The following is a 25,761-nucleotide window of genomic DNA, read 5'->3' as shown; positions in this document are numbered from 1 at the left end:
TTGACGCTATTTCAGGGACGCTTCCATGTCACAGGCCGAAACCTTACCGCTCGCCACACCCAGCCTGACCGCCGTGCTGTTCGGGCTCAGTGGCTGTCTGGTGGATTTCGGCGCACGTGCGCTGCAACTTGGCGGCAGCGACCCGGAGCACGCCATAACGACTCCCGGCGCACTCGATAGCCTGCTCAGCTTGCAACGCCGAAAAATCCCCTGCGCATGGATCGATGAGCTGCCCCCTGCCCTCGCAAAACCGCTGTCGGCCGCTTTACCGGAGTGGATCAAACCTTCGCAACATTCAGCAACAAACAATCCATGGCCCGCGCCGAATGCTTGCTGGCAAGCACTAATGGGACTCAACGTCGATCGACTCGATGGCTGCGTGCTGGTCAGCGGCGAACCTCGTTTGCTGCAAGCCGGGCTGAATGCCGGATTGTGGACGATCGGCCTCGCCTCCTGCGGTTCACTGTGCGGTCTGGCGCCGAGTGAATGGCAAGCGCTGACGCAAAAAGAACGCGAACAACTGCGGGGCAAGGCAACGGTGCAATTGTTCGGGCTTGGCGTGCATTCAGTGATCGATCACTTGGGCGAGCTCGACACCTGCCTCGCCGACATCAGCCTGCGCCGCCTCAAAGGCGAAAAGCCCTGATCGGGATCATGCAGTTTGAACGAGAGTGGATTAATCTAAAGGTCAGCCACAGACCTTTGGCGCGCGGCTGCGGTCAATGCCAGTGCCTCTCGATAAAAGGAAAACACCAATGCCGGCCCAAGAACTGCAAAAACAGCTCGAAACCCTGCGCGAGCAACTGGAGCAGAATCCGCCACTGTCGGAAGCCGAACGTGAAGATCTGCGCGTGTTGATGGCGCAAATCGAGTCTGAAATCCAATTGGAGAACGCTACTCAGGACGCCAGCATCGCCGATGGCGTTAACCTGGCGGTCGAGCGCTTCGAAGTCGAGCACCCGGCCATCGCCGGCACCCTGCGCAATATCGTCAATGCGCTGGGTAGCATGGGGATCTAGGATTTCCGGCCGCACAAAAAAAGCCCTGCCATCACCGGCAGGGCTTTTTCATTTCTGACATTTAAAAGATCGCAGCCTTCGGCAGCTCCTACCTTTGGAATGCACTCCCCATGTAGGAGCTGCCGAAGGCTGCGATCTTTTGATCTTACTGTCGCACGAGCCGGTCGTTCGGCAGTTGTACGCTTTCAGTGCTGCGATACGGGTTGATGTCCAGACCACCGCGACGCACATACCGCGCAAACACCGTCAGCTTCTCCGGCTTCAACAGTCGCTGCAGATCAAGAAAGATCCGCTCCACACACTGCTCATGAAAGTCCGAGTGCTGACGGAAACTCACGATGTACTCCAGCAAACTGGCGTGATCCAGCGCCGAGCCGCGATATTCCACGACTACCGTGCCCCAGTCCGGCTGACTGGTCACCGGGCAATTGGATTTGAGCAGATGACTGTAAACAGTCTCCTCGACGATCCGCGACTCATCGCAACGCAGCAGCTCCGGGCGCGGATGCTCATAGTTGCTGACACTGATATCCAGATCATCGATGCACACGCCCGGCAACGCCACAACGCCTTCGGCTTCAACGTCTTTCAAACTGCGCACCCGCACGCCCACCGGTTTCCCGGCAGCCGCCGACAGATCCTTGACCAGCGTCGCTTCCAGCGTGGCGACGTCAGCAAACGGCGACTGGTTCAACGAGTTCAAATACAACTTGAACGACTTCGACTCGATGATATTCGGCGAATCCGCCGGAATGCTGAACTCTGCAATCGCCACCACCGGTTTGCCCGACGGCAGCAACCACGACAGCTCAAAGCAGTTCCAGAAATCCACACCTTTATAAGGCAGGGTCTCGGCGGTCAGCCCCAGCTCCGCCCACTTCGCAGTGCGCGGAATCGGGAACAACAAGGACGGCGTGTAAGTGGCGATGTATTCGCTGGACTTGCCCAGCGGCGAATGTTCGGCTGCGGGATGCATGGCGGAAACCTGACTGAAGAATCAGCGGATTCTACCAGCCTTTGCGCGCGGCTTTGAGTGGTTACTGACTGACAGTCAACTTACCCACCATCCCCGCCTGATAATGCCCCGGAATATTGCAGGCAAATTCCAGGCTCGTCGCCTTGCTGAACGTCCAGGTCAGTTCCGCCGTTTTACCCGGCTCAACCAGCACGCTGTTTGGGTCGTCATGCTTCATGCCATGGCCCATCGCGGCGTGATCCATGCCCGCCATGTCGTGGGACATTTCCTTCATGCCGGTAGGCGTAAGCATGCCGCTTTGCTGCATCTGCAACATTTCCTGCTGGTGTTTGGCATGCATCGCTGCGTCACCGAGGTTGAATTCGTGCAGCAACTGGCCTTTATTCACCAGCACAAAACGCACGGTCTCACCGGCCTTGACCTGAATCGCCTTGGGGTCGAACGACATGTCGTTCAGCACCACTTCAACGCTGCGCGTGGCTTTGGCGCCGGGCGCTGGCTGACCGAAGTCGTAGGTGTGCGCGGGAGCCGCCCATACCGGCGAACTCAATGCCAACAAACACAAGGCCAGGGATTGGCGTAAAAACATGGTCGTTCTCCAACAAGATAAGGTTCAGCCTGTGGGAAACTTTAGCCGCCCTGCACTGGCATCAACCTGACAGGCAGATTACAACTTTGTCAGGTTGGCGCCTCACGCGTGCTCTCACGGTATAAAGCCTTCACTGAATCATCCCCGAATAACCCGAGTCGCCCATGAAACTGTTGATCGTCGAAGACCAAGCGAAAACCGGCCAATACCTGCGTCAGGGCCTGACCGAGGCCGGTTTTAATACCGAACTGGTGGCCGACGGCAACAGCGGTCAGCAACTGGCATTGAGCGGTGATTATGCGCTGTTGATCCTCGACGTGATGCTGCCCGGTCGCAGTGGCTGGCAGATTCTGCAAGCGGTGCGCAGTGCCGGACTGGACACACCGGTACTTTTTCTCACGGCTAAAGACGCGGTGGAGGACAGGGTTCACGGCCTCGAACTCGGTGCTGACGATTATCTGGTCAAACCGTTCGCCTTCTCCGAGTTGCTGGCGCGGGTGCGCAGTCTGTTACGGCGAGGAAGCGCCACGCCGCAGGAGACCAGTCTGCAACTGGCCGATCTGCGTCTGGATCTGATCCGCCGCCGCGTCGAGCGCAGCGGCCAGCGCATCGATCTGACCGCCAAAGAGTTCGCCCTGCTGGAAATGCTTCTGCGTCGCCAAGGTGAAGTGTTGCCGAAATCGCTGATCGCCTCGCAGGTCTGGGACATGAATTTCGACAGCGACACCAATGTCATCGAAGTGGCGATCCGCCGTTTGCGTCTGAAAATCGACGACGAGTTCCCCAACAAACTGATCCACACCGTGCGCGGCATGGGTTACGTGCTTGAAGAGCGCAGCGTCTGATGCGCCGTTTGTCCCTGAGTTCGCGCCTGGCATTGTTATTCGCCGCTTGCACCGCGGTGGTTTCACTGTTCGCCGGGGTGCTGTTCAACCGCGCCAGCGAGGCGCATTTCATTGAGCTCGACCAGCAACAACTGGATGGCAAACTGATTGGTCTGCGCCGCGCGCTGCAGGACGTTCAGCCGGCTCAGCGGGAAGCGCGACTGGCGGATGAGCTCAGCCGTCAGGCCGATTTGTCGCTGCGCATCACCGGTGCTGACGGCCAGCGCTGGTACGACAGTTCGACGCAGATCCCCAAGGATTTGCCGTCGCAAAACGGGCTATCGACGATCAGCACTGACGGCACCGATTACCGCGTGCTCAACGCCCCGCTCTACCCGGACAAGTCCGATTCGCCGCACTTGAGCCTGTTGCTCGACATCACCCATCACCAACACTTCCTGCAACGCATGCAGCATTTAATCTGGCTGACCGTCGGCCTCTCGGCACTGGCCACAGCGTTGCTCGGCGCGTGGGCAGCGCGTAGCGGATTGCATCCATTGCGGCGCATGAGCGCGGTGGCGCGTGGGATTTCTGCACAATCGCTGAATGCCCGACTGCCGGAAGCGCAAATGCCGCCAGAGCTTGCGGAAATGGCCCACAGCTTCAACGCCATGCTCGGCCGTCTCGACGATTCGTTTCAGCGGCTCTCGGCGTTCTCGGCTGATATTGCCCATGAACTGCGCACGCCGCTGTCGAACCTGCTGACTCACACCCAAGTCACCCTCACCCGCCCCCGGCCGATCGAGGACTACCGCGAAGCGCTGCACAGCAACCTCGAAGAACTGCAATGGATGGCGCAACTGGTCAACGACATGTTGTACCTGGCCAAGGCCGACCACGGTTTGTTGATGCCCAAGCGTGAGCCGCTGGAATTGGCGGATGAGACCGATGTGTTGCTGGAGTTTTTTGCGCCGCTGGCGGAGGACGCCGGCGTCACGCTGAGCCGTGAGGGTAATGCGCGGATTGAGGGGGATCGCAATATGTTGCGGCGGGCCTTGTCGAATTTGCTGGATAACGCGTTGCGGTTTACCCCGGCGGCGGGCTCAGTGAGTTTGCGGATCGCTGAATTACCGGGTGCTGTGCGGGTTTCGGTTGAAAACACTGGGGATGGGATTTCTGCGGAGTTGTTGCCACGGTTGTTTGACCGATTTTATCGGGCCGATCCGGCACGACAGGAAGGCAGCAGTGAGCATGCGGGGTTGGGGTTGGCGATTACTCAATCGATTGTCCGCGCGCATGGGGGGCAGATTCGTTGCGAATCAGAGGCGGGATGGACTCGGTTTGTGATTGAGTTGCCTCGAAGCTGATCGTTCCCACGCTCTGCGTGGGAATGCCGCCCGGGACGCTCCGCGTCCCTTCCAGAGCCGAACGCGGAGCGTCCGTTGAGGCGTTCCCACGCAGAGCGTGGGAACGAGCTTGGGATCGCTTACGAATATCTCAGGGCATGAGCCGGCTCGATCTTCGCCGCTCGCCACGCCGGGTACACCGTCGCCAGGAAGCTCAAGATGAACCCCGCCGAGCAGATCAACAGCACGTCCCCGCCCTGCAATTCCGACGGCAGATTGCTGACGAAGTACACGTCAGAGCTAAAGATATGCTGCCCACTGACTCGCTCGATCCAGCCGACGATCTGACTGACATTCAACGCCGCAATCACGCCCAACACGCCGCCAATGATCGTACCGACAATCCCGATCACCGTGCCCTGCACCATGAAAATCGCCATGATCTGCCGGGGCGTCGCGCCGATGGTACGCAGGATCGCGATGTCCGCGCCCTTGTCGTTCACCACCATGATCAGCGTCGCGATGATGTTAAACGCGGCCACCGCGACGATCATCAGCAACAGCAGGCCAATCATGGTTTTTTCCATCTTCATCGCACTGAACAGGCTGCCCTGAGTGTGCGTCCAGTCGTCAGCCTTGAACTCGGCGCCCAGACTGGCGGCGATGTCTGCGGAGACTTTCGGCGCCGCGTACAGGTCTTTGACTGCCAGACGCACGCTCTGTACCTGATTCGGTTCCCAGTGCTGCATGGTCGCGGCATCGGCGACATGGATCAGGCCCATCGAGCCGTCCAGTTCAGCGCCAACCTTGAACACGCCCACCACGTTCAGCCGTTGCATGCGCGGGGTGATGCCACCCGGCGCGGTGCTGACTTCCGGGACGATCAGGGTAATTTTGTCGCCGACGTTGAGACGAAAACGTCGCGCAGTGATCTCACCGATCACCACACCGAACTCGCCCGGTTTCAACGCATCGAGACGGCCCTGCACGATGTGCTGGGCAACGATCGAGACCTTGCCTTCCTGCGCAGGATCGACGCCGCTGATCTGAATCGGCTGCATCATGCCTTTATAGGAGAGCATGCCTTCCATTTCGGTGAACGGCACAGCGGCAGTCACTTCGGGATTTTTCATCGCGGCGGCGGCCACTGGCTGCCAGTCATCAATCGGCTTGACGCCAACGATGGTCGCGTGCGGCACCATGCCGAGGATGCGCGAGCTCATTTCGCGCTGGAAGCCGTTCATCACCGACAACACCACGATCATTGCGAGCACGCCGAGGGCGAGGCCGATCATCGAGGTCATCGAAATGAACGAAACAAAGCGATTGCGGCGCTTGGCGCGGGTATAGCGCGTGCCGATAAAGATCGATAACGGTCTGAACATTCGCTGGGGCACCGTATAAAAATAAAAGACCCGACGCCTTTGCAGGTGTCGGGTTTCAGCCAATCAGATAGGCGTGAGGCGACCTTCTTGCAGGTGCAGTACGCGATCCATCTGACGGGCCAGGTTCATGTCGTGAGTCACCACCAAAAACGCGGTGCGCATCGAGGTGCTGAGTTCCAGCATCAAATCCTGGATGCCCTGCGCGGTGTGGGAGTCGAGGTTGCCGGTCGGCTCGTCGAGCATCACCAGGCCTGGCTTGTTCACCAGAGCGCGAGCGATGGCGACACGCTGACGCTCACCACCGGACAGTTCCGAGGGTTTGTGCTCAAGGCGATGGCCGAGGCCGACGCGCTCGAGCAAAGCGGTCGCACGCTGACGCGCTTCCGGGATCGGCGTCTTGCCGATCAGCAGCGGCATGCACACGTTTTCCAGCGCGGTGAATTCCGGCAGCAAATGGTGGAACTGGTAAACGAAACCGAGCGCGCGGTTACGCAGCAGGCCACGCTTCTTCTCGCTCAGTGCCGACAATTCTTCACCGTCGAGCCAGACGCTGCCCTTGGTCGGCGTATCCAGTCCACCGAGCAGGTTGAGCAAAGTACTTTTGCCCGAACCCGAGGTGCCGACAATCGCCACACGCTCGCCCGGGTGCAACTCCAGTTGCAGACCGGCCAGCACTTCTACCGACTCCGGGCCTTCCTCGTAGGATTTGCCCAGGTTGCGGCAGCTCAAGATTGCTTGTTCACTCATGCCCGACTCACTCATAACGTAGCGCCTCCGCCGGCTGGGTGCGCGCGGCACGCCAGGCGGGATACAGGGTGGCGAGGAAACTCAGAACCAACGCCGCCGCGCAGACCATGACTACGTCCTGGCTCTGCACCTGCGACGGAAGATAATCAATGAAATACACGTCAGCATTAAGGAATTTGTGGCCGATCAGCCCTTCCAGTGCCGAGATCGCCGCGCTGACATTGAGCGCCGCGAAAATCCCGACCACCGCGCCAATCGCCGTGCCGACTACACCGATCACCGTGCCTTGCACCATGAACGTGCGCATGATCGTGCCCGGCGTCGCGCCCAAGGTGCGCAGAATGGCGATGTCGCCCTTCTTGTCATTCACCACCATCACCAATGTGGAAATGATGTTGAACGCGGCTACGGCGACGATCAGCAGCAACAGCAGGCCAATCATGGCTTTTTCCATACGGATCGCCTGATACAGATTGCCGTGGGTGCGCGTCCAGTCGCGAGCGTAGTAATGGTCTTCGCCAAGTTGCTGGGCGATGTTCCATGCCACACGCGGTGCCTGGAACAAGTCGTCGAACTTCAGGCGGATGCCCTGCACCTGATCAGGCTTCCAGCGGTGCATCTTCGCCAGATCCTGCAGGTTGGTAACGCCCAGATAGCCGTCGAGCTCGCCGGCGCCGACATGGAAAATGCCGACCACGGTGAAGCGCTTCATGCGCGGGAACATCCCGGCCGGGGTCACGCTGACCTCTGGCGCGACGAAGGTGACCTTGTCACCGATGCCGACGCCCAGCTTGGTCGCGGCCTTGTCGCCGATGACGATGCCGAAGCTGCCCGGCGTCAAATCGTCGAGTTTGCCCTGCTTCATGAAGTTGTCGATGATCGACACTTTGCGCTCGAGCGCAGGGTCAATGGCATTGAGCAACACCTTGGAGACCTGGCCGTTATTGGTCAGCAGGCCCTGCATCTGGGTGAACGGCGCAACCGCCGTCACCTGCGGGTTCTGCTTGACCTTGGTGGCCAGGCTTTGCCAGTCGTTGATCGGCTCAGTGGATTCAATGGTCGCGTGGGGCACCATGCCCAGCACGCGGGTGCGCATCTCATGATCGAAGCCATTCATCACCGACAGCACGACGATCATCACGACCACGCCAAGGGCGAGCCCGATCATCGAAGTCAGGGAAATGAATGACACAAAATGATTGCGACGCTTTGCACGGGTATAACGCGTGCCGATAAATACGAAGAGAGGTCTGAACATGTCGGGGCTTGTTCGGAGGGAAAAGGAACGTCCTTGTGGCGGGGGTCGATAACCAGCTTTACACTCAGACCACCGCCGCTACCATGGGTTCGCCATGTCGACATTAGATGAAGAAGATCGCCGCGAATACTACCGTATCGAGGACACGATCGCACTGGAAATTCGGCCCCTGTCCGCTCCCGAAGCCGCAGGCCAGGAAGTGTTGCAGGATGCTTCCCCGCTGTTCAACCTGCTCAGCGAACTGCACCTGAGCGAATTCGAGTCGCAGCACTTGTTGCGCCAGATCAGCGAGCGCGACCGCGCCATCGCCGCGTTCCTGAAATCCCAGAACAAACGCATCGACCTGCTCAGCCAAGTGGTCGCCCTGACCGTGCTCGGGCAGATCGGCGAGCCGCAACCGGTGATCATTTCCGAAGGCGGGATCGACTTTCAGTACCCGACGCCGATCGCCGCCGGCGCGCACCTGTCGGTGAAACTGGTGCTGATGCCGCAAGCGCTGGGCCTGTTGCTGCGCGCCCGCGTCACCCATTGCGACCCCAAGGGCAACGGATTCGACGTCGGCACCGAGTTCGAACACTTGACCGACGCCCAGCGCCAATTGCTCGCCCGCTATATCTTGCAGAAGCAGGCCCAGGAACGACGTCTGGCCCGCGAACAGAACGAATCAGGCATTTAATTTAAGGAAGAACCGTGACCCTCATCTACGGCCACCGCGGCGCCAAGGGCGAAGCACCGGAAAACACCCTGAGCAGCTTTCAGGAATGTCTCAAGCACGGCGTGCGCCGTTGCGAACTCGATCTGCACCTGTCCAAGGACGGCGAGTTGATGGTCATCCACGACCCGACGCTCAAGCGCACCACGGATCGGCGCGGCAAAGTCGTCGAGCACACCGCCGCCGAGCTGGTGACTTACGACGCGCGTAAGGGTGGCCCGGGCTGGATCAAGCCATGCCCGATTCCGACGCTGGAAGAGTTGTTCGAGCAATGCGATTTCGAGCACTGGCAGCTCGAGGTGAAAAGCGCTTCACGCACTCGCGCGGCAACCACCGTGCTGGCGATTCGTGAAATGGCCCAGCGCCACGGCCTGCTCGATAAGGTGACGATCACCTCGAGTTCGCGGGAAGTGCTGAAAGCGGCGCTGGATCTGGTGCCGGACGTGTCGCGCGGACTGGTCGCCGAATACGCCTGGCTCGACCCGTTGAAGGTCGCGGCTAGTTACGGCTGCGAGATTCTTGCGCTGAACTGGACGCTGTGTACGCCGGAACGCCTGCAGAAGGCGCAGCGTCAGGGGCTGCATGTGTCGGTGTGGACCGTCAACGAGCCTGCGCTGATGCGCAGACTCGCCGACTTCGGCGTTGACAGCCTGATTACAGACTTTCCCGGTTTGGCCACTGCCACGCTCGAGAATTGCTGAAATCGGTCTCCCCGGCCGGCTCAGGCCACCGGCCGGAGCCCGTCAAAAAAGCCGGTTGAGGCCGTCGTACGCCGCTACCCGATAGGCTTCAGCCATGGTCGGGTAGTTGAACGTGGTGTTGACGAAATACTTCAGAGTGTTCAGTTCGCCCGGCTGACTCATGATCGCCTGACCGATGTGGACGATCTCCGACGCCTGATAACCGAAGCAGTGCACGCCCAACACTTCCAGGGTTTCACGGTGGAACAGGATCTTCAGCATGCCTTGCGGCTCGCCGGCGATCTGCGCACGCGCCATGCTCTTGAAGAACGCCTTGCCGACTTCGTACGGCACTTTGGCCTGGGTCAGCTCCTGCTCGTTCTTGCCGATCGAGCTGATCTCCGGAATGGTATAGATGCCGGTCGGCACGTCATTCACGAAGCGCCAGCTACCGTTATCAACGATGCTGCCAGCGGCCGAACGGCCCTGGTCGTGAGCGGCACTGGCCAGGCTCGGCCAGCCGATCACGTCACCGGCACCGTAGATGTTCGGTACGCAGGTGCGGTAAGCCTCGTCGACTTCGATCTGGCCACGGCTGTTGACCTTGACGCCGATGTTTTCCAGACCCAGCGTATCGGTGTTGCCGGTACGGCCGTTGCACCAGAGCAAGGCATCGGCCTTGATCTTCTTGCCGGACTTCAGGTGCAGGATCACGCCGTTGTCGACGCCTTCAACGCGATCGTAATCTTCGTTGTGGCGCACGGTGATGTTGTTGTTGCTGAAGTGGTAGCTCAACGCCTGGGAAATTTCCGAGTCGAGGAAGCTCAGCAACTGACCGCGGTTATCGACCAGTTCAACCAGTACGCCCAGACCGCTGAAGATCGACGCGTATTCGCAACCGATCACGCCAGCGCCGTAAACGATCAGTTTGCGCGGGGTGTGGTTGAGGCTGAGGATGGTGTCGCTATCGTAGATACGCGGGTGGTGGAAATCGATGTCCGCCGGGCGATAAGGACGCGAACCGGTGGCGATGATGATGTGCTTGGCCACCAGTTTCTCGACCACGCCGTTGGCGCAGACCACTTCGATGGTTTGCTCGTCGGCGAAGCTGCCGGTGCCGAAGAACACGTCGACGCGGTTACGGGCGTAATAGCCGGTGCGCGAGGCGACTTGTTTGGAAATGACTTTCTCGGCGCTTTTCAACACGTCCGGGAAGGAGAACCAGCGTGGCTCGCCGATCGCCCGGAACATAGGATTAGTGTTGAACTGCATGATCTGCCGCACCGAGTGACGCAGTGCCTTGGACGGGATGGTGCCGAGGTGGGTGCAGTTGCCGCCGACCTGACGACGGCTGTCGACCATCGCGACCTTGCGCCCTGCTTTGGCGGCGTTCATTGCCGCGCCTTCTCCCGCCGGGCCGGAACCCAGTACCACCACGTCGTAGTTGTAGACAGCCATGCGTACTCCTCAGAACAGGCCGCGGTGCCAGCAGCACCTACGGCTAAATCACGCCGAACGGCGGCGCGAAGGAACAATTGGGGGTCAATCAAGAACCCGGACACAGTCTATAGAAGCGTCAACGCCGCGCACATTAACCCTTGGTCGCGTCGTAGGCTACTTTTGCCTGCACTACAACGCCAGCTTTCGTATTGTTCTCAGTCAGTTTTTTTTGCCACAGAGGCGTTCGAACGCCGGACTGGTACGGATGACGAAACCTGTATCGGCACGAATCACCAAGAATGCACCGATGTCATGTTTTTCGGCATAGTCCATAGCCCTTTCGGGGCCGAGAATAAGCAACAGCGTCGATAGTCCATCGGCCATCAACGCTGAAGGATGAATTACCGTGACTGACGCTAGGTCGTGTAGGACGGGTGCACCGGTGCGCGCATCGAAGGTGTGGGAATAACGCCGACCGTCCTGCAGGAAATAGTTGCGGTAGTCGCCGGAGGTCGAAACGCCGTAGCCGTCGACATCAATGATGCGCTCGGCGATCTGTTGATCGTCGCGGGGTTCTTCCAGAGCAATGTGCCACGAGGAGCCGTCGAGCTTTTTGCCTTTTGCCTTGAGTTCTCCGGTGGCTTCGGCGAGGTAATCGTGGATGCCCATGGCGTCGAGCCGGGCCGCAATGGTGTCGACGGCGTAACCAGCGGCGATACTATTGAAGTCGACCTCGACTGCCGCGTCCTTGCACAACTGATCGCCATTGATGTGCAGATGCTGGCGGCCGACCCGCTGCATCACCTCGACCAGTGCAGCGGCATCGGGGACTTTCTCTTCGCGACCTTGCGGGCCGAAGCCCCAGAGATTCATCAGCGGTTCTACGGTGAGGTCGTAGGAACCTTCGCTTTGCGCTGACAGTTGTTCGCCGACGCGGATCAATTCGAGTATCGACGCGGGCATTGTCTGACAGCTATTGGCGGGCAAAGCGTTGAAACGTTCGATGTCGGAATCGTTGCGGTAAGTGGACAGCTGCTGATCGACTTCGGCGAGGATCCCTTCTACTTCACTGCGAACTTGCGCGGAATCGGCATCACCCGCATGACGCACGTACTTGATCGAATACGTGCTGCCCATGGTTAGCCCGCCAAAGCTTTCCATCGACTCACCCTCGCCGCAGGCCGCCAAAAAAGCCGCCAAAACCACGAACCCTACCCACCGTCCAGTGAACAATTCTTCATCTCCCCGCAAAACAGCGCCGGCCATTATGAATCAAAGGGCCCGCTCGCTCCCAACGGATGGAACGCGCTTCTAAAAATCCAATAAAGAGTATCTAAAAATGTCCACTTCTACGGGCAAAGGCAAAGCGATCTTTCGCGTTGTCAGCGGCAACTTCCTCGAAATGTTCGACTTCATGGTCTATGGCTTCTACGCCACGGCCATCGCCAAAACCTTCTTCCCGACTGACAGTGCCTTCGCTTCGCTGATGCTGTCGTTGGCGACTTTTGGTGCCGGTTTCCTGATGCGACCGCTGGGGGCGATCTTCCTCGGCGCCTACATTGACCGTCATGGCCGTCGCCAGGGTTTGATCATCACGCTGGCATTGATGGCCGCCGGTACGGTGCTGATTGCCTGTGTTCCGGGATACGCCACCCTCGGCGTTGCCGCTCCTTTGCTCGTGCTGTTTGGCCGCTTGCTGCAAGGTTTTTCGGCGGGCGTGGAGCTGGGCGGCGTCTCGGTGTATCTGGCAGAAATCGCCACACCGGGCCGCAAGGGCTTTTTCGTCAGTTGGCAGTCCGCCAGCCAACAAGCGGCGGTGGTGTTCGCCGGTTTGCTCGGCGTCGGCCTCAACCATTGGCTGAGTCCGGAACAGATGGGTGACTGGGGCTGGCGCGTGCCGTTCCTTATCGGCTGCATGATTGTGCCGGTGATCTTCGTCATTCGTCGCTCGCTGGAAGAAACCCCGGAATTCCAGGCGCGGAAACATCGCCCTACCCTGCGGGAAATTGTCCGCTCGATCGGTCAGAACTTTGGCATCGTTATCGCCGGCATGGCACTGGTGGTGATGACCACGGTGTCTTTCTATCTGATCACTGCGTACACCCCGACCTTCGGCAAGGCTGAGCTGCACTTGTCGGACTTCGATGCGTTACTGGTGACGGTGTGTATTGGTTTGTCGAATTTCTTCTGGCTGCCGGTGATGGGCGCGGTGTCCGACAAGATTGGACGTAAACCCCTACTGCTGGCGGCGACTATTCTGGCGATTCTGACCGCGTATCCAGCGCTGTCGTGGTTGGTGGCGAATCCGAGCTTCAGCCATTTGCTGATCGTCGAGTTGTGGTTGTCGTTCCTGTACGGCTCGTACAACGGCGCGATGGTGGTGGCGCTGACCGAGATCATGCCGGTGGAAGTGCGTACGACCGGGTTCTCGCTGGCCTATAGCCTGGCGACGGCGACGTTTGGCGGGTTTACCCCGGCGGCGTGCACGTACCTGATTCATGTGCTGGATAACAAGGCTGCGCCGGGGATCTGGCTGAGTGGCGCGGCGGTGTTGGGGTTGCTGGCGACGCTGGTGTTGTTCCGGGGCAATAAGCATGAACTGCGAACGGCGCAAGCGGCTATCCCTGGCGGCGCCCGATAGAACGCCATCGCGAGCAAGCTTTGCTCCTACATTGGAGATGTGGCGCTCACAAATCCCTTGTAGGAGCCGAGCTTGCTCGCGAAGGGGCCGGTACTGACAACACAGCTCTAAAAGGCACACAAACAAAAACGCCCCGACCAAAGTCGGGGCGTTTTCATGTGCAGCTATCGCTTAGCGCGGGAACGCTGGCGGATTCACATCAGCCATGTCTTCCATCACGCGGATAACCTGGCAGCTGTAACCGAACTCGTTGTCGTACCAGACGTACAGAACAACGCGGTTGTCCTGAACGATGGTCGCTTCAGCGTCGACCACACCGGCGTGACGCGAACCCACGAAGTCAGTCGAAACCACTTCCTGCGAGTTAACGAAGTCGATTTGCTTGTGCAGATCGGAGTGCAGCGCCATGTAGCGCAGGTACTCGTTCATCTCTTCACGGGTGGCGGCTTTCTCAAGGTTGAGGTTGAGAATGGCCATCGACACGTTCGGCGTTGGAACGCGGATCGCGTTACCGGTCAGCTTGCCGGCCAGCTCAGGCAGGGCCTTGGCAGCAGCGGTGGCAGCACCGGTCTCGGTGATCACCATGTTCAGCGCGGCGCTACGACCACGGCGATCGCCTTTGTGGAAGTTGTCGATCAGGTTCTGGTCGTTGGTGTACGAGTGAACGGTTTCGACGTGACCGTTGATGATGCCGAACTTGTCATTCACAGCTTTCAGCACCGGCACGATGGCGTTGGTGGTGCAGGAAGCAGCGGAGACGATCTTGTCATCAGCGGTGATTTCACCGTGGTTGATGCCGTGAACGATGTTCTTCAGCTTGCCTTTACCAGGTGCAGTCAGAACAACGCGGTCGATACCCGGGCACTGCAAGTGCTGGCCCAGGCCATCAGCGTCACGCCATACACCGGTGTTGTCCACCAGCAGCGCGTCTTTGATGCCGTACTGGGTGTAATCCACTTCAGTCGGGTTCTTCGCGTAGATCACCTGGATCAGGTTACCGTTGGCGGTGATGGTGTTGTTTTCTTCGTCGATGGTAATGGTGCCGTTGAACGAACCATGTACCGAATCGCGACGCAGCAGGCTGGCACGCTTGGTCAGGTCGTTGTCGGCGCCTTTACGCACGACGATGGCACGCAGACGCAGACCGTCGCCACCACCGGTTTTCTCGATCAGGATGCGCGCCAGCAGACGGCCGATACGACCGAAGCCGTACAGCACAACGTCGGTGCCTTTACGCGCGGAAGCGTTTTGCTGGCCAACCACATCAGCCATTTCTTCACGAACGAATTGCTCAGCGCTGCGGCCGTTGCCTTCGTTGCGGAATTTGAACGCCAACTTGCCCAGATCTACCGAAGCCGCGCCGAGCTTGAGCTCGCTCATGGCTTTAAGCAGTGGGAATGTTTCGTGGACGGAGAGTTCGCTGTCGTCGGAAGAACGGTGGCGCGCAAAGCGGTGAGCTTTGAGAATCGCGATGACAGACTGGTTGATCAGGCTGCGGCCATAGATCGAGCTCACCACGTTGTTATTGCGGTAGAGCTGACCGATAAGCGGGATCATCGCTTCTGCGAGTGCTTCACGGTCGATCCATTCACCAAGACACTGGTCGGGCTTCTGAGTCACGGTAACCTTCCACATGTAGGGGCAGAAAAAAGGGGCTACATTATGCCGCCCACAACCTTATTCAGCAATGCGCGCTTGTCGCGAAATCGGTAACAAAATTCCTTTCAAAAAAATCACGCCCCGCGCCAGCCCAGTAAATACGCGGCTTCCAGCGCAGTCAATTTTTCGTCGACTGTTAGACGATGTCTGTAACCCTCCGTAACACGAGCCAATTTCGGCACTACATAACCACTAAAAAAGTGCTCGTTTTTATGGTTACCACTACATTTCGCCAAAACAGTGAAGATAGACGTAGTCTGCAACTGACAGGCGACACCCGACGCCGCTACAATTACCGACTTTGTCGCAAAGCCTGGAGCTCAACCTTCCGTGCCCGTTCTGCGTCTACCGCAACTCCCTGCCGAGGCAGGTAAACAGCATTGGGGCAATTTGCCCGGCGCTGCCCTCAGTCTGGCGATTGCCGAGGCTGCCAGCGCTGCCAAGCGCTTCACCCTGCTACTGACCGCCGACAGCCAGAGTGCTGAACGACTGGAACAGGAGCTGAGTTTCTTCGCCCCGGATTTGCCCGTTCTGCATTTCCCCGACTGGGAAACCCTGCCCTACGACCTGTTCTCGCCGCATCAGGACATCATTTCCCAGCGCATCGCCAGCTTATATAGGCTGCCGGAACTGGAACACGGTGTGCTGGTGGTGCCGATCACCACAGCGTTGCACCGCCTGGCGCCGACCAAATTTCTGCTCGGCAGCAGTCTGGTGCTAGACGTCGGGCAGAAACTCGACGTCGAACAGATGCGCTCGCGGCTCGAAGCCAGCGGCTATCGCTACGTCGACACGGTGTATGAGCACGGCGAATTCACCGTGCGCGGCGCGCTGATCGACCTGTTTCCGATGGGCAGCAAGTTGCCGTATCGCATCGATCTGTTCGATGACGAAATCGAAACCCTGCGCACGTTTGATCCGGAAAACCAGCGCTCCATCGACAAGGTCGACTCGGTCAAGCTGCTGCCGGCCCGCGAATTTCCGCTGCAGAAAGACGCCGTCACCCGTTTCAAGGCGCGCTTTCGCGAGCGTTTCGACGTCGACTTCCGGCGCTGCCCGATCTTCCAAGATCTGAGCAGCGGCATCACTCCGGCCGGTATCGAGTACTACCTGCCGCTGTTCTTCGACGAAACCTCGACGCTATTCGATTACCTGCCGCAAGACACGCAAGTGTTCTCGCTGCCGGGCATCGAGCAAGCGGCAGAGAATTTCTGGAACGACGTGCGCAATCGTTATGAAGAGCGCCGCGTCGATCCATCGCGTCCTTTATTGCCGCCCGCCGAATTGTTCCTGCCGGTGGAAGACTGCTTCGCCCGGCTGAAGAGCTGGCCGCGAGTGGTTGCCAGTCAGCAAGACGTCGAAAGCGGCGCCGGTCGCGAGCGCTTCCCCGCGCAAGCCCTGCCGAATCTGGCGATCGAAGCCAAAGCCACGCAACCGCTGGCCGCGTTGGCTGGCTTCCTCGATGAATTCCCCGGGCGCGTGCTGTTCACTGCTGAATCCGCGGGCCGTCGCGAAGTGCTGCTGGAGTTGCTCGAACGTCTGAAGCTGCGGCCGAAAACTGTCGATAGCTGGCCGGACTTTGTTGCGAGCAAGGATCGCCTGGCGATCACCATTGCCCCGCTCGACGAAGGCCTGATGCTCGACGATCCGGCGCTGGCGCTGGTCGCCGAAAGTCCGCTGTTCGGTCAACGCGTGATGCAGCGTCGCCGTCGCGAGAAGCGTGCCGACGGCAACAACGACGCAGTGATCAAAAACCTCACCGAACTGCGCGAAGGTGCGCCGGTGGTGCACATCGATCACGGTGTCGGTCGCTACCTAGGCCTGACGATTCTGGAAATCGACGATCAAGCCGCCGAATTCCTCACCCTCGAATACGCCGAAAACGCCAAGCTCTACGTGCCGGTGGCCAACCTGCATCTGATCGCGCGCTACACCGGCAGCGATGATGCGCTAGCGCCGCTGCACCGTCTCGGCTCGGAAACCTGGCAGAAAGCCAAACGCAAAGCTGCCGAACAGGTACGCGATGTTGCTGCCGAACTGCTCGACATCTACGCACGCCGAGCCGCTCGCGAAGGTTATGCGTTCGCCGACCCGAAAGCCGATTACGCGACGTTCAGCGCCGGTTTCCCGTTCGAGGAAACGCCCGACCAGCAAACCACCATCGAAGCCGTGCGCGCCGACATGCTCGCGCCGAAACCGATGGATCGCCTGGTCTGCGGCGACGTCGGCTTCGGCAAGACCGAAGTGGCCATGCGCGCGGCGTTCATCGCCGTACACGGTGGCCGCCAGGTGGCGATTCTGGTGCCGACCACCCTGCTCGCCCAGCAGCACTACAACAGCTTCCGCGACCGCTTCGCCGACTGGCCGGTGAGCGTGGAAGTGATGAGCCGCTTCAAATCGGCCAAGGAAGTGAACGCGGCGATCGCCGATCTGGCCGAAGGCAAGATCGACATCGTCATCGGCACGCACAAGTTGCTGTCCGACGACGTGAAAATCAAAAACCTCGGGCTCGTAATCATCGACGAAGAACACCGCTTCGGTGTCCGTCAGAAAGAACAGCTCAAGGCCCTGCGCAGCGAAGTCGACATCCTCACGCTGACCGCCACGCCGATTCCGCGCACGCTGAACATGGCGGTGTCGGGCATGCGCGATCTGTCGATCATCGCCACACCGCCGGCGCGACGCCTGTCGGTGCGCACCTTCGTCATGGAGCAGAACAAGAGCACGGTGAAAGAGGCCCTGCTCCGCGAACTGCTGCGCGGCGGCCAGGTTTACTACTTGCACAACGATGTGAAAACCATCGAGAAATGCGCAGCCGACCTCGCCGAACTGGTACCGGAAGCGCGTATCGGCATCGGCCACGGGCAGATGCGCGAGCGCGAACTCGAACAAGTGATGAGCGACTTCTATCACAAGCGCTTCAACGTGCTGATCGCCTCGACCATCATCGAGACCGGCATCGACGTGCCGAGCGCCAACACCATCATCATTGAGCGCGCTGACAAATTCGGCCTGGCGCAACTGCACCAGTTGCGTGGCCGTGTCGGCCGCAGTCACCACCAGGCTTACGCGTATTTGCTGACGCCGCCGCGCCAGCAAATCACTTCGGACGCGGAAAAGCGTCTGGAAGCGATCGCCAATACTCAGGATCTCGGTGCCGGTTTCGTGCTGGCGACCAACGACCTGGAAATCCGTGGTGCCGGCGAACTGCTTGGCGATGGCCAGAGCGGGCAGATTCAAGCCGTCGGTTTTACGCTGTACATGGAAATGCTCGAACGCGCGGTGAAATCGATCCGCAAGGGCGAGCAACCGAACCTCGATCAACCGCTCGGCGGTGGCCCGGAAGTCAACTTGCGGGTACCGGCGCTGATTCCGGAAGATTATCTGCCGGACGTTCACGCCCGTCTGATTCTGTACAAGCGCATTGCTTCGGCGACCGACGAGGAAGGTTTGAAGGATCTGCAAGTCGAGATGATCGACCGTTTCGGCTTGTTGCCGGAACCGACGAAAAATCTGGTGCGCATCACGGCGTTGAAGTTGCAGGCCGAGCAGTTGGGCATCAAGAAAGTCGATGGCGGGCCGCAAGGTGGGCGCATCGAGTTCGAAGCGCAGACGCCGGTCGATCCGATGACGCTGATCAAGCTGATCCAGAGCCAGCCGAAACGCTACAAATTCGAAGGCGCCACGATGTTCAAGTTCCAGGTGCCGATGGAACGCCCGGAAGAGCGCTTTAATACTGTAGAGGCGCTGTTTGAGCGCCTCCTCCCGAAATCTGTTTAAAGGACGCCGCATGCGCCTGTTTCGCTCGCTGACTTTGCTACTCACCCTGGTAGCACCTTCGGTTTTTGCCGATGACCTGTATCAGGTCGAAATGATTCTGGTGCGCCAGAACGCCGTGCCGGCCATCGTCAGCCGTGCCGCGCCGGAAGACTGGGCCGCCGGCGCCCAGCGTTTGGGCGATGACAGCAAGCGCACCCCGGCACTGAATGACGTGGTAACTAAACTCACCGCCAGTGGCGACTACACAGTCCTGATGCACAAGGCCTGGCAGCAGACCCTCGGCGAAGCACCGGCGAAAGTCGCGGTCAGCGACGGTCAGGAGCAATACGGCCAGTTCCCGATCGAGGGCACGCTGGAGATGAAGCTCGGGCGCTTCACCGACGTCGCTGCCGATTTCTGGGTCAATCAGATCGACACCAATGGCCTGGTCACCGCCAGTGAACGCCTGAAACAGGACAGCCACACCAAGAACGGCCAACTCAACTATCTCGATAACGGCCATCTGGCCCTGCTGATCAAGATCACTTCCCTGACCGCACCTGCGCCACGGGAAGCGCCTGAAGCGATTCCGGACTGATCGAAGTCCTTATGAACCCGCCGCTGAGTAAACCGTTGGCGCCCTCCTGGGTCAGCCGATTCAAGGAACAGAGCCTGGAGCGTGGCCGCCGCTACGCCCTGGAAAACCGGGTACGCATCGCCCAGGTCGGCGATGCAACGATCACCGCCAGTTGCGAAGGCTCTGGCGGCAACGTTTACCGTCAGACGATTCATCTTCGCGAGTCAGCCAAAGGTACTTTGCTGCTGGTCGATGCCGGCTGTACCTGCCCGGTTCGCAGCAACTGCAAACATTGCGCGGCAGTGTTGCTGAAAGTGCAGGAAACCCTCGATTACCCCGCCGCCGCCAAAGACGCCGAGCTGTTGGAGAAACTTCAAGCCGTGCTGGAAAACCGTGGCCCGAAAGCGCCGCCGCAAGTGCTGGTCGACAATGTGCAGCCGATGCCGCGCCTGTGGCTGGCCAGTGTCGAGTTCAGCGCTTTCGAACCGCGCAACGGCAAGATGCAGCGCTACATTCAGCACCGAGCGGCGCTGTCGTTCAGCTATCTGGATGAGTACGTCAGCGGGCAGAAAAACAGCGACATCCTGATCCGTCAGGAAACCCAGACCCTGCGGATAAAACGCCATCCGGAAGTCGAACAGTCCTACCGTGAACAGTTAAGAATCCTCGGTTTTCGTATTGCTACCCGCCAGAGCAAAGCGCTGCCGGAAAGCGCGGGCGAACTGTATGAGATGGTCAACGACAGCGCCTGGCTAACGTTTACCCTCAACGATTTGCCGAAGCTGCGCACCCAAGGCTGGGAATTGCAGATCGACGAGGAGTTTGGCTTTGACCTGACTGCCGTGGATGACTGGTACGCCACGGTCGAGCAGGCGCCGGAGCGCGACTGGTTTGATCTGGAATTGGGGATCATCGTCAACGGCGAACGCCTGAGTCTGCTGCCGATCCTGCTTAACCTGATGCGCTCGCACGCGGAAATTCTCAATCCGGAACGCCTTGCGCGGCGCCGTGATGACGAGCTGATTCTGGTCAACGTGCCGCAACGTAATATCGAGCACGGGCCGCTGCAGGTGGCGTTGCCGCTGGGCCGGTTGAAACCTGTGCTGATGACGCTCGGCGAGTTCTATTTGCAGGAGCCGGGCGAAACCACCCTGCGCCTGAGCAAGGCCGACGCGACGCGACTCAATTCTTTGGAAGGCTTGCCGCTGCTGTGGGAGGGTGGTGAGCAGATCCGCACGTTCGCCCAACGCTTGCGCGACATCCGTGATTTCAGCGCTGAAGCACCGGAAGGACTGAACGCGACGCTGCGTCCGTATCAGCTCGAAGGCCTGAGCTGGATGCAATCGCTGCGGCAACTGGAAGTCGGCGGGATTCTTGCTGATGACATGGGTTTGGGTAAAACCCTACAGACCCTGGCGCATATTCTCAGCGAGAAAATCGCCGGACGTTTGGATCGCCCGTGCATGGTGGTGATGCCGACCAGTCTGATTCCGAACTGGCTGGATGAGGCGGCACACTTCACCCCGCAGCTGAAAGTGGTCGCGCTGTACGGCGCCACGCGCAAAAAACATTTCGATAATCTGGCCGATTTCGACCTGATCCTCACCACCTACGCGCTGCTGCCCAAAGACGTCGAACGTCTTGCCAAGCAGCCGCTGCATGTATTGGTGCTGGATGAGGCGCAGTACATCAAGAATCCCAACAGCAAAGCTGCGCAAGCGGCGCGTGAGCTTAATGCACGCCAGCGTCTGTGCCTGAGCGGTACGCCGCTGGAAAACCACTTGGGCGAGCTGTGGTCGCTGTTTCACTTCCTGCTGCCGGGCTGGCTCGGCGACGTCAAAAGCTTCAACGCCGATTACCGTGTGCCGATTGAAAAGCGCGGCAGTGAAGTCAGACTTCAGCACCTCAACGGTCGGATAAAACCGTTCCTGCTGCGCCGCACCAAAGAGCAGGTCGCCACCGAGCTGCCGCCGAAAACCGAGATCATCCATTGGGTCGATCTCAACGAAGCGCAGCGCGATGTGTACGAAACCATGCGTTTGGCGATGGACAAGAAAGTCCGCGACGAGATCACCCGCAAAGGCGTGGCGCGCAGTCAGATCATTATTCTTGAGGCGCTGTTGAAGCTGCGTCAGGTTTGCTGTGATTTGCGCTTGGTCAACGATGCCACCCTGCCCGCTCGCGGCAGCACCTCAGGCAAGCTCGACAGCTTGATGGAGATGCTTGAGGAGTTGTTTGAGGAAGGACGGCGGATTTTGCTGTTTTCGCAGTTCACCTCAATGCTGGCCTTGATCGAGCAAGAGCTGAAAAAGCGTAATGTTTCCTACGCGCTCTTGACCGGCCAGACCCGCGATCGGCGTACACCGGTGAAGGAATTCCAGAGCGGCAAGCGTCAGATTTTTCTGATCAGTCTGAAGGCCGGTGGTGTTGGTCTGAACCTGACGGAAGCGGACACGGTGATTCACTACGACCCGTGGTGGAACCCGGCGACCGAAAATCAGGCGACGGATCGGGCGTACCGGATTGGTCAGGAGAAACCGGTATTCGTTTACAAGATGATTGCCCGGGGCACGGTGGAAGAGAAGATTCAGCACCTGCAAAAGGAAAAATCCGACTTGGCGGCAGGCGTGCTGGATGGGCGCAAGGCTGGGGACTGGAAGTTGCAGAGTGATGATATTGAAGCGTTGTTTGCGCCGTTGCCGGATAAGCTCGATAAGCGTTGAAATCTTTTTTTCTGTTAGATAGCTATCGCGAGCAAGCTTTGCTCCTACGGGTGGACGCCGCAGATCCCTGTAGGAGCAAAGCTTGCTCGCGAATGACTCACCTCGGTCTAACAGTTAAAACCCAGGCTCAGCCCTTGGAAACAGGCAACGGCGCAAACAACGCCTCGATGTCACTCTGCTCAAGCTTCCAGCCACCCGTCGTCCCGCCCTCCAGTACCGCCCCGGCCAGTGCAGCCTTCTCCTGCTGCAACGCCTGTATCTTCTCCTCCACGGTGCCACGGGCAATCAGCTTGTAAACAAACACCGGGTTGTTCTGCCCGATGCGATACGCGCGATCGGTGGCCTGATTCTCCACCGCCGGATTCCACCACGGGTCGAAGTGGATCACCGTGTCCGCAGCGGTCAGGTTCAAACCGGTACCGCCCGCCTTCAGACTGATCAGAAACAGCGGCACCTTGCCGCCCTGAAAATCCTTCACTGGCGTACGCCGATCCGTGGTGTCACCGGTCAGCAGCGAGTAGGCAATGTCCCGTTGCTGCAATTCTTCCTCGATCAAAGCGAGCATCGAGGTGAACTGGGAGAACAGCAGGATTCTGCGACCTTCGCCGAGCAACTCTTCAAGCATTTCCATCAGGCTGACCAGCTTGCCACTGCCGGAACGCAGTGCCTTGGCTGTCATTGGCATCTTGATCAGGCGCAAGTCGCAACAAACCTGCCGCAGCTTGAGCAAGGCATCGAGAATGATGATCTGACTGCGCGCCACGCCACTGCGGGCAATCTCGTCGCGGACTTTTTTGTCCATTGCGACGCGAACCGTTTCATAGACATCGCGCTGGCCGTCGCTGAGATCGACCCAATGGACGATTTCGGTTTTCGGGGGCAACTCGGTGGCGACCTGATCCTTTTTGCGACGCAACAAAAACGGCTTGATCCGTGCCGTCAGGTGCTGCATGCGCTGAACATTGCCGTGCTTTTCAATTGGCGTGCGGTAATCGCGATTGAAGGATTTGCTGTCGCCAAGCCAGCCGGGCATGAGGAAATGAAACTGCGACCACAGCTCGCCCAAGTGGTTTTCCAATGGCGTGCCGCTCAGGCACAAGCGCTGACGGGCCTGCAGATCACGCGCGGCTTGCGCCGCTTTGCTGATCGGGTTTTTGATGTTCTGCGCTTCGTCGAGAATCAGCACGCTCCACAGCTGCGACTGTAGAACCTCGAGATCCCTCGGCAGCAACGCGTAAGTGGTCAGCACCAGATCGTACTCGGCCAGATTGGCGAAATCTTTCTGCCGTCCCGTGCCGTGCAGCGCCAATACTTTCAACTGCGGGGTGAATCGCTCGGCCTCGTCGAGCCAGTTGGGAATCAGGCTGGTCGGCATCACCGCCAGAGCCGGGCAATCGAGGCGACCGGCGTGTTTTTCCGTGAGCAGATGCGCCAGGGTTTGCAGGGTTTTACCCAGCCCCATGTCATCGCCGAGAATGCCGCCGACCTCAAGCTCACGCAGGGTCTGCATCCAGTTCAGGCCTTCGAGCTGATACGGGCGCAGTTGCGCGTTAAGACCGGCCGGCGCAGCGACGTGGGTGTGACTGGAATTCTGCAAACGCTTGGCGAAGGTGCGCAGCCGCTCGCCACCCTGCCAATCCAGCGGCACACCATCGAGCATACTCAAGCGCGCGGCATCCGGGACACTCAAGCGCAGTGCATCGCCCTGATGACCGCCCAGGTACAACTCGCCCAGCGTGGCCATCAGTGGTTTGACCCGACTCAGCGGCAGCGCGACCTTGGCGCCCGAAGAGTCACCAAAACCGCTGGGCTTCAGTTCGATCAGGAGTTTTTCGTCATCGCTGCGTTGTGCCAGATTGACCGGGTCGAGCAAGCGCGGCTGGGTGCGCAACAAGTGCAGAAGGATCGGTAGCAAACTGTAGCGCTGGCCATTGACGACGATACCCAACTGCAAATCAAACCACTGATGCCCAGCCTCTTCTTCGACCTCGGCGTACCAATGCTCGACTGGCTGCACATTGAAATGAAAGCCGTCACTGATCTCGACTTGCCAGTTCAAGGCGCGCAGCGTGGCAAGGCCTTCGTGCATAAACCCGAGCCAGGCGGAATCATCCGGCAAGGTGAACATCTCGCCGCGACGATCCAGCGAACTCTTGCGCGTGGCCTTCTTGAAGCCGTGCTTTTGCAGGATCTGGCGCAGTTGCTTTTCCACCGCAGGCTGGCGTTGAATGCGCTGGGTTTCGGTGCCGTTGAGGATCATCACTTCCGGATTGCGATCCACCGTCGGCTGGCCGTTGTAGGTAAATACCAGGGCGGCGCGGTGCTCCAGAACGTATTCCCAGCGCGAGCGCTCCCGACCGCTGACGAGGGTCAGTTGTGGCTGCGGCAATACGTCGTCGATGACTCGTTCGGTCAGTTGGTGTGGCGGCGGGATTCTCGTTGACGCGCTCATGCGATGGCTGAACTGCATGGCCTGACGCGCCGGAACGTCCGGCGCCAGTGTCAAATGACTGGCCAGTTTTTCTTCCAGTTCATTGAACAAAGGGCCAATCTGCCGCTGTTCACGATCGAGGTAATAAAGCGGCTCCAGCGCCAGCACAGTTTCCTGCGCAGTCTCGGCACTGCTCCACTGCGCGCGGAAACCGCCGTCGGCCTGCTCGGCCCAGGCGAACTGACCGATGCGCTTCGCGCCCGGCGCCAACGGTCGCAGATCCTCGAAATCGAGGAACAGCCGCGAGGTGCGCAGGAGCATTTCCAGCAGCTCGGCGCCGCTGCTGCCTTCCAGCGGATAGCCGCTGTAATAGGCGTGGTGGGAGTGCATGGCAACCAGCAGCCTGGCGACGCGCAGATCCAGTTCGGACAGGTAGCCGGGCTGACGCATGAGCATTTCCGCCAGCGAATACATCGGTTTGACTTCGCGTAACTCGCCGCTCTTGAGCTGGGACACCTTGAAAATATCGAGCAGCCACTTGCCGCTGACTGACGTAGGCTTGAGCTTGTAAAACAGGCGCGTGCCTGCGGTTTGCGCGCCTTCTACGGCGGGCTTGGCCGGCACCGGAATTGTCGAAAGCCAATGTTCCAGCGCCCGACCCAGCGGGATCTGTGCGTCACTTTCAGACGCACTATGATCACTGCCCTGCAGGTGATAAAGCACCGCAGCGCAATGCTTGCAATCGATAGCGACAGGACAGGTGCACAGGCAACGCAGGTTGACGGAACCTAGCCGATCTTCGGACAGGTATAGGGTTTGTTGATACGCCTGATCTTGCGAACCGACGCAGAACGCCTCGATCTTTCGGTCATTGATCTCGATGATCTCTACCCGGTTCTCGGCGGCATAAGCGCGAGCCTTGGCCAGCGCGCTGCTAGTGAATGCCTGAGTCCAGGCCGACGACTTGAGCCGCTCGATGAAAATGCTCATGGGCA

19 protein-coding genes are annotated in these 25,761 nt (G+C 59.4%); 10 read left to right on the top strand and 9 right to left on the bottom strand.

Annotated elements, in window-relative coordinates; translation table 11 throughout:
• Nucleotides 1–25: 25 nt before the first annotated feature.
• Together ACP3TY_RS06945 and ACP3TY_RS06940 are read left to right on the top strand one after the other, a co-directional pair.
• The gene (locus ACP3TY_RS06945) at nt 26–646 is read left to right on the top strand and encodes an HAD family phosphatase (protein ID WP_426619561.1); all 621 of its coding nucleotides are present in this window, start codon (nt 26–28) and stop codon (nt 644–646) included.
• A gap of 109 nt (nt 647–755) precedes the next feature.
• Nucleotides 756–1,019 (top strand): DUF4404 family protein, encoded by a 264-nt coding sequence (locus ACP3TY_RS06940; RefSeq protein ID WP_053122053.1) that lies wholly within the window; start codon nt 756–758, stop codon nt 1,017–1,019.
• 145 nt (nt 1,020–1,164) lie between these two features.
• Here the strand turns inward: ACP3TY_RS06940 and queF are convergent, their stop codons facing one another.
• Nucleotides 1,165–1,995, bottom strand: a complete 831-nt coding sequence (gene queF / locus ACP3TY_RS06935; RefSeq protein ID WP_053122055.1) for an NADPH-dependent 7-cyano-7-deazaguanine reductase QueF — start codon at nt 1,993–1,995, stop codon at nt 1,165–1,167.
• A gap of 61 nt (nt 1,996–2,056) precedes the next feature.
• Nucleotides 2,057–2,584, bottom strand: a complete 528-nt coding sequence (locus ACP3TY_RS06930; RefSeq protein ID WP_426619560.1) for a cupredoxin domain-containing protein — start codon at nt 2,582–2,584, stop codon at nt 2,057–2,059.
• Between the two features lie 164 nt (nt 2,585–2,748).
• Between ACP3TY_RS06930 and ACP3TY_RS06925 the strand changes: the two genes are divergently transcribed.
• Both ACP3TY_RS06925 and ACP3TY_RS06920 read left to right on the top strand, forming a co-directional pair.
• Nucleotides 2,749–3,429, top strand: a complete 681-nt coding sequence (locus tag ACP3TY_RS06925; protein WP_159814271.1) for a heavy metal response regulator transcription factor — start codon at nt 2,749–2,751, stop codon at nt 3,427–3,429.
• A complete protein-coding gene (locus ACP3TY_RS06920) occupies nt 3,429–4,775 on the top strand; it encodes a heavy metal sensor histidine kinase (RefSeq protein WP_426619559.1) in 1,347 nt (448 codons plus the stop codon). The genes ACP3TY_RS06925 and ACP3TY_RS06920 overlap by 1 nt, the downstream gene beginning before the upstream one ends.
• Before the next feature lie 119 nt (nt 4,776–4,894).
• On the opposite strand, the gene ACP3TY_RS06915 is transcribed toward ACP3TY_RS06920, so the two are convergent.
• The 3 genes from ACP3TY_RS06915 to ACP3TY_RS06905 all read right to left on the bottom strand — a co-directional run bounded on the left by ACP3TY_RS06915 (nt 4,895) and on the right by ACP3TY_RS06905 (nt 8,144).
• A complete protein-coding gene (locus ACP3TY_RS06915; protein ID WP_053122062.1) occupies nt 4,895–6,139 on the bottom strand; it encodes a lipoprotein-releasing ABC transporter permease subunit in 1,245 nt (414 codons plus the stop codon).
• Nucleotides 6,140–6,202: 63 nt separating this feature from the next.
• Nucleotides 6,203–6,901: a lipoprotein-releasing ABC transporter ATP-binding protein LolD gene (lolD, locus tag ACP3TY_RS06910; RefSeq protein WP_008087731.1), complete on the bottom strand. Its 699-nt coding sequence runs from the start codon at nt 6,899–6,901 to the stop codon at nt 6,203–6,205.
• On the bottom strand, nt 6,894–8,144 hold the full coding sequence (locus ACP3TY_RS06905) for a lipoprotein-releasing ABC transporter permease subunit (protein WP_053122066.1): 1,251 nt from the start codon (nt 8,142–8,144) through the stop codon (nt 6,894–6,896). The genes lolD and ACP3TY_RS06905 overlap by 8 nt, the downstream gene beginning before the upstream one ends.
• A 94-nt stretch (nt 8,145–8,238) precedes the next feature.
• On the opposite strand from ACP3TY_RS06905, the gene ACP3TY_RS06900 reads away from it, so the two are divergent.
• Both ACP3TY_RS06900 and ACP3TY_RS06895 read left to right on the top strand, forming a co-directional pair.
• Nucleotides 8,239–8,820: a PilZ domain-containing protein gene (locus ACP3TY_RS06900; RefSeq protein ID WP_053122069.1), complete on the top strand. Its 582-nt coding sequence runs from the start codon at nt 8,239–8,241 to the stop codon at nt 8,818–8,820.
• A 14-nt stretch (nt 8,821–8,834) separates the two neighbouring features.
• The gene (locus ACP3TY_RS06895) at nt 8,835–9,557 is read left to right on the top strand and encodes a glycerophosphodiester phosphodiesterase (RefSeq protein ID WP_008087738.1); all 723 of its coding nucleotides are present in this window, start codon (nt 8,835–8,837) and stop codon (nt 9,555–9,557) included.
• Nucleotides 9,558–9,599: 42 nt separating this feature from the next.
• Here ACP3TY_RS06895 and sthA read toward each other — a convergent pair whose 3' ends face one another.
• Both sthA and ACP3TY_RS06885 read right to left on the bottom strand, forming a co-directional pair.
• Entirely contained in the window at nt 9,600–10,994 is a 1,395-nt protein-coding gene (sthA, locus tag ACP3TY_RS06890; protein WP_038362239.1) for a Si-specific NAD(P)(+) transhydrogenase, read from the bottom strand.
• 201 nt (nt 10,995–11,195) lie between these two features.
• The gene (locus ACP3TY_RS06885) at nt 11,196–12,242 is read right to left on the bottom strand and encodes an FAD:protein FMN transferase (RefSeq protein WP_426619558.1); all 1,047 of its coding nucleotides are present in this window, start codon (nt 12,240–12,242) and stop codon (nt 11,196–11,198) included.
• A 73-nt stretch (nt 12,243–12,315) separates the two neighbouring features.
• On the opposite strand from ACP3TY_RS06885, the gene ACP3TY_RS06880 reads away from it, so the two are divergent.
• Nucleotides 12,316–13,617 (top strand): MFS transporter, encoded by a 1,302-nt coding sequence (locus ACP3TY_RS06880; RefSeq protein ID WP_282356715.1) that lies wholly within the window; start codon nt 12,316–12,318, stop codon nt 13,615–13,617.
• Between the two features lie 171 nt (nt 13,618–13,788).
• Here ACP3TY_RS06880 and ACP3TY_RS06875 read toward each other — a convergent pair whose 3' ends face one another.
• Nucleotides 13,789–15,252, bottom strand: a complete 1,464-nt coding sequence (locus tag ACP3TY_RS06875) for a glyceraldehyde-3-phosphate dehydrogenase (protein ID WP_008082184.1) — start codon at nt 15,250–15,252, stop codon at nt 13,789–13,791.
• 354 nt (nt 15,253–15,606) lie between these two features.
• Here ACP3TY_RS06875 and mfd point away from each other — a divergent pair, with 354 nt between their 5' ends.
• The 3 genes from mfd to ACP3TY_RS06860 are packed head-to-tail and all read left to right on the top strand — an operon-like array spanning nt 15,607 to nt 22,335.
• Entirely contained in the window at nt 15,607–19,056 is a 3,450-nt protein-coding gene (mfd, locus tag ACP3TY_RS06870; RefSeq protein WP_159814281.1) for a transcription-repair coupling factor, read from the top strand.
• A 10-nt stretch (nt 19,057–19,066) separates the two neighbouring features.
• Nucleotides 19,067–19,633, top strand: a complete 567-nt coding sequence (locus tag ACP3TY_RS06865) for a CsiV family protein (RefSeq protein ID WP_053122077.1) — start codon at nt 19,067–19,069, stop codon at nt 19,631–19,633.
• Between the two features lie 11 nt (nt 19,634–19,644).
• A complete protein-coding gene (locus ACP3TY_RS06860; RefSeq protein ID WP_400651708.1) occupies nt 19,645–22,335 on the top strand; it encodes a DEAD/DEAH box helicase in 2,691 nt (896 codons plus the stop codon).
• Between the two features lie 127 nt (nt 22,336–22,462).
• Here the strand turns inward: ACP3TY_RS06860 and ACP3TY_RS06855 are convergent, their stop codons facing one another.
• Nucleotides 22,463–25,756, bottom strand: a complete 3,294-nt coding sequence (locus ACP3TY_RS06855; protein WP_426619557.1) for an SNF2-related protein — start codon at nt 25,754–25,756, stop codon at nt 22,463–22,465.
• Nucleotides 25,757–25,761 lie beyond the last annotated feature (5 nt).

The organism is Pseudomonas rustica (genome assembly GCF_049959085.1).
GTDB classification, from domain to species: domain Bacteria; phylum Pseudomonadota; class Gammaproteobacteria; order Pseudomonadales; family Pseudomonadaceae; genus Aquipseudomonas; species Aquipseudomonas rustica.
Note: the sequence above shows the minus strand (reverse complement) of the source record. Positions and strands in the feature narration are given on the sequence as shown.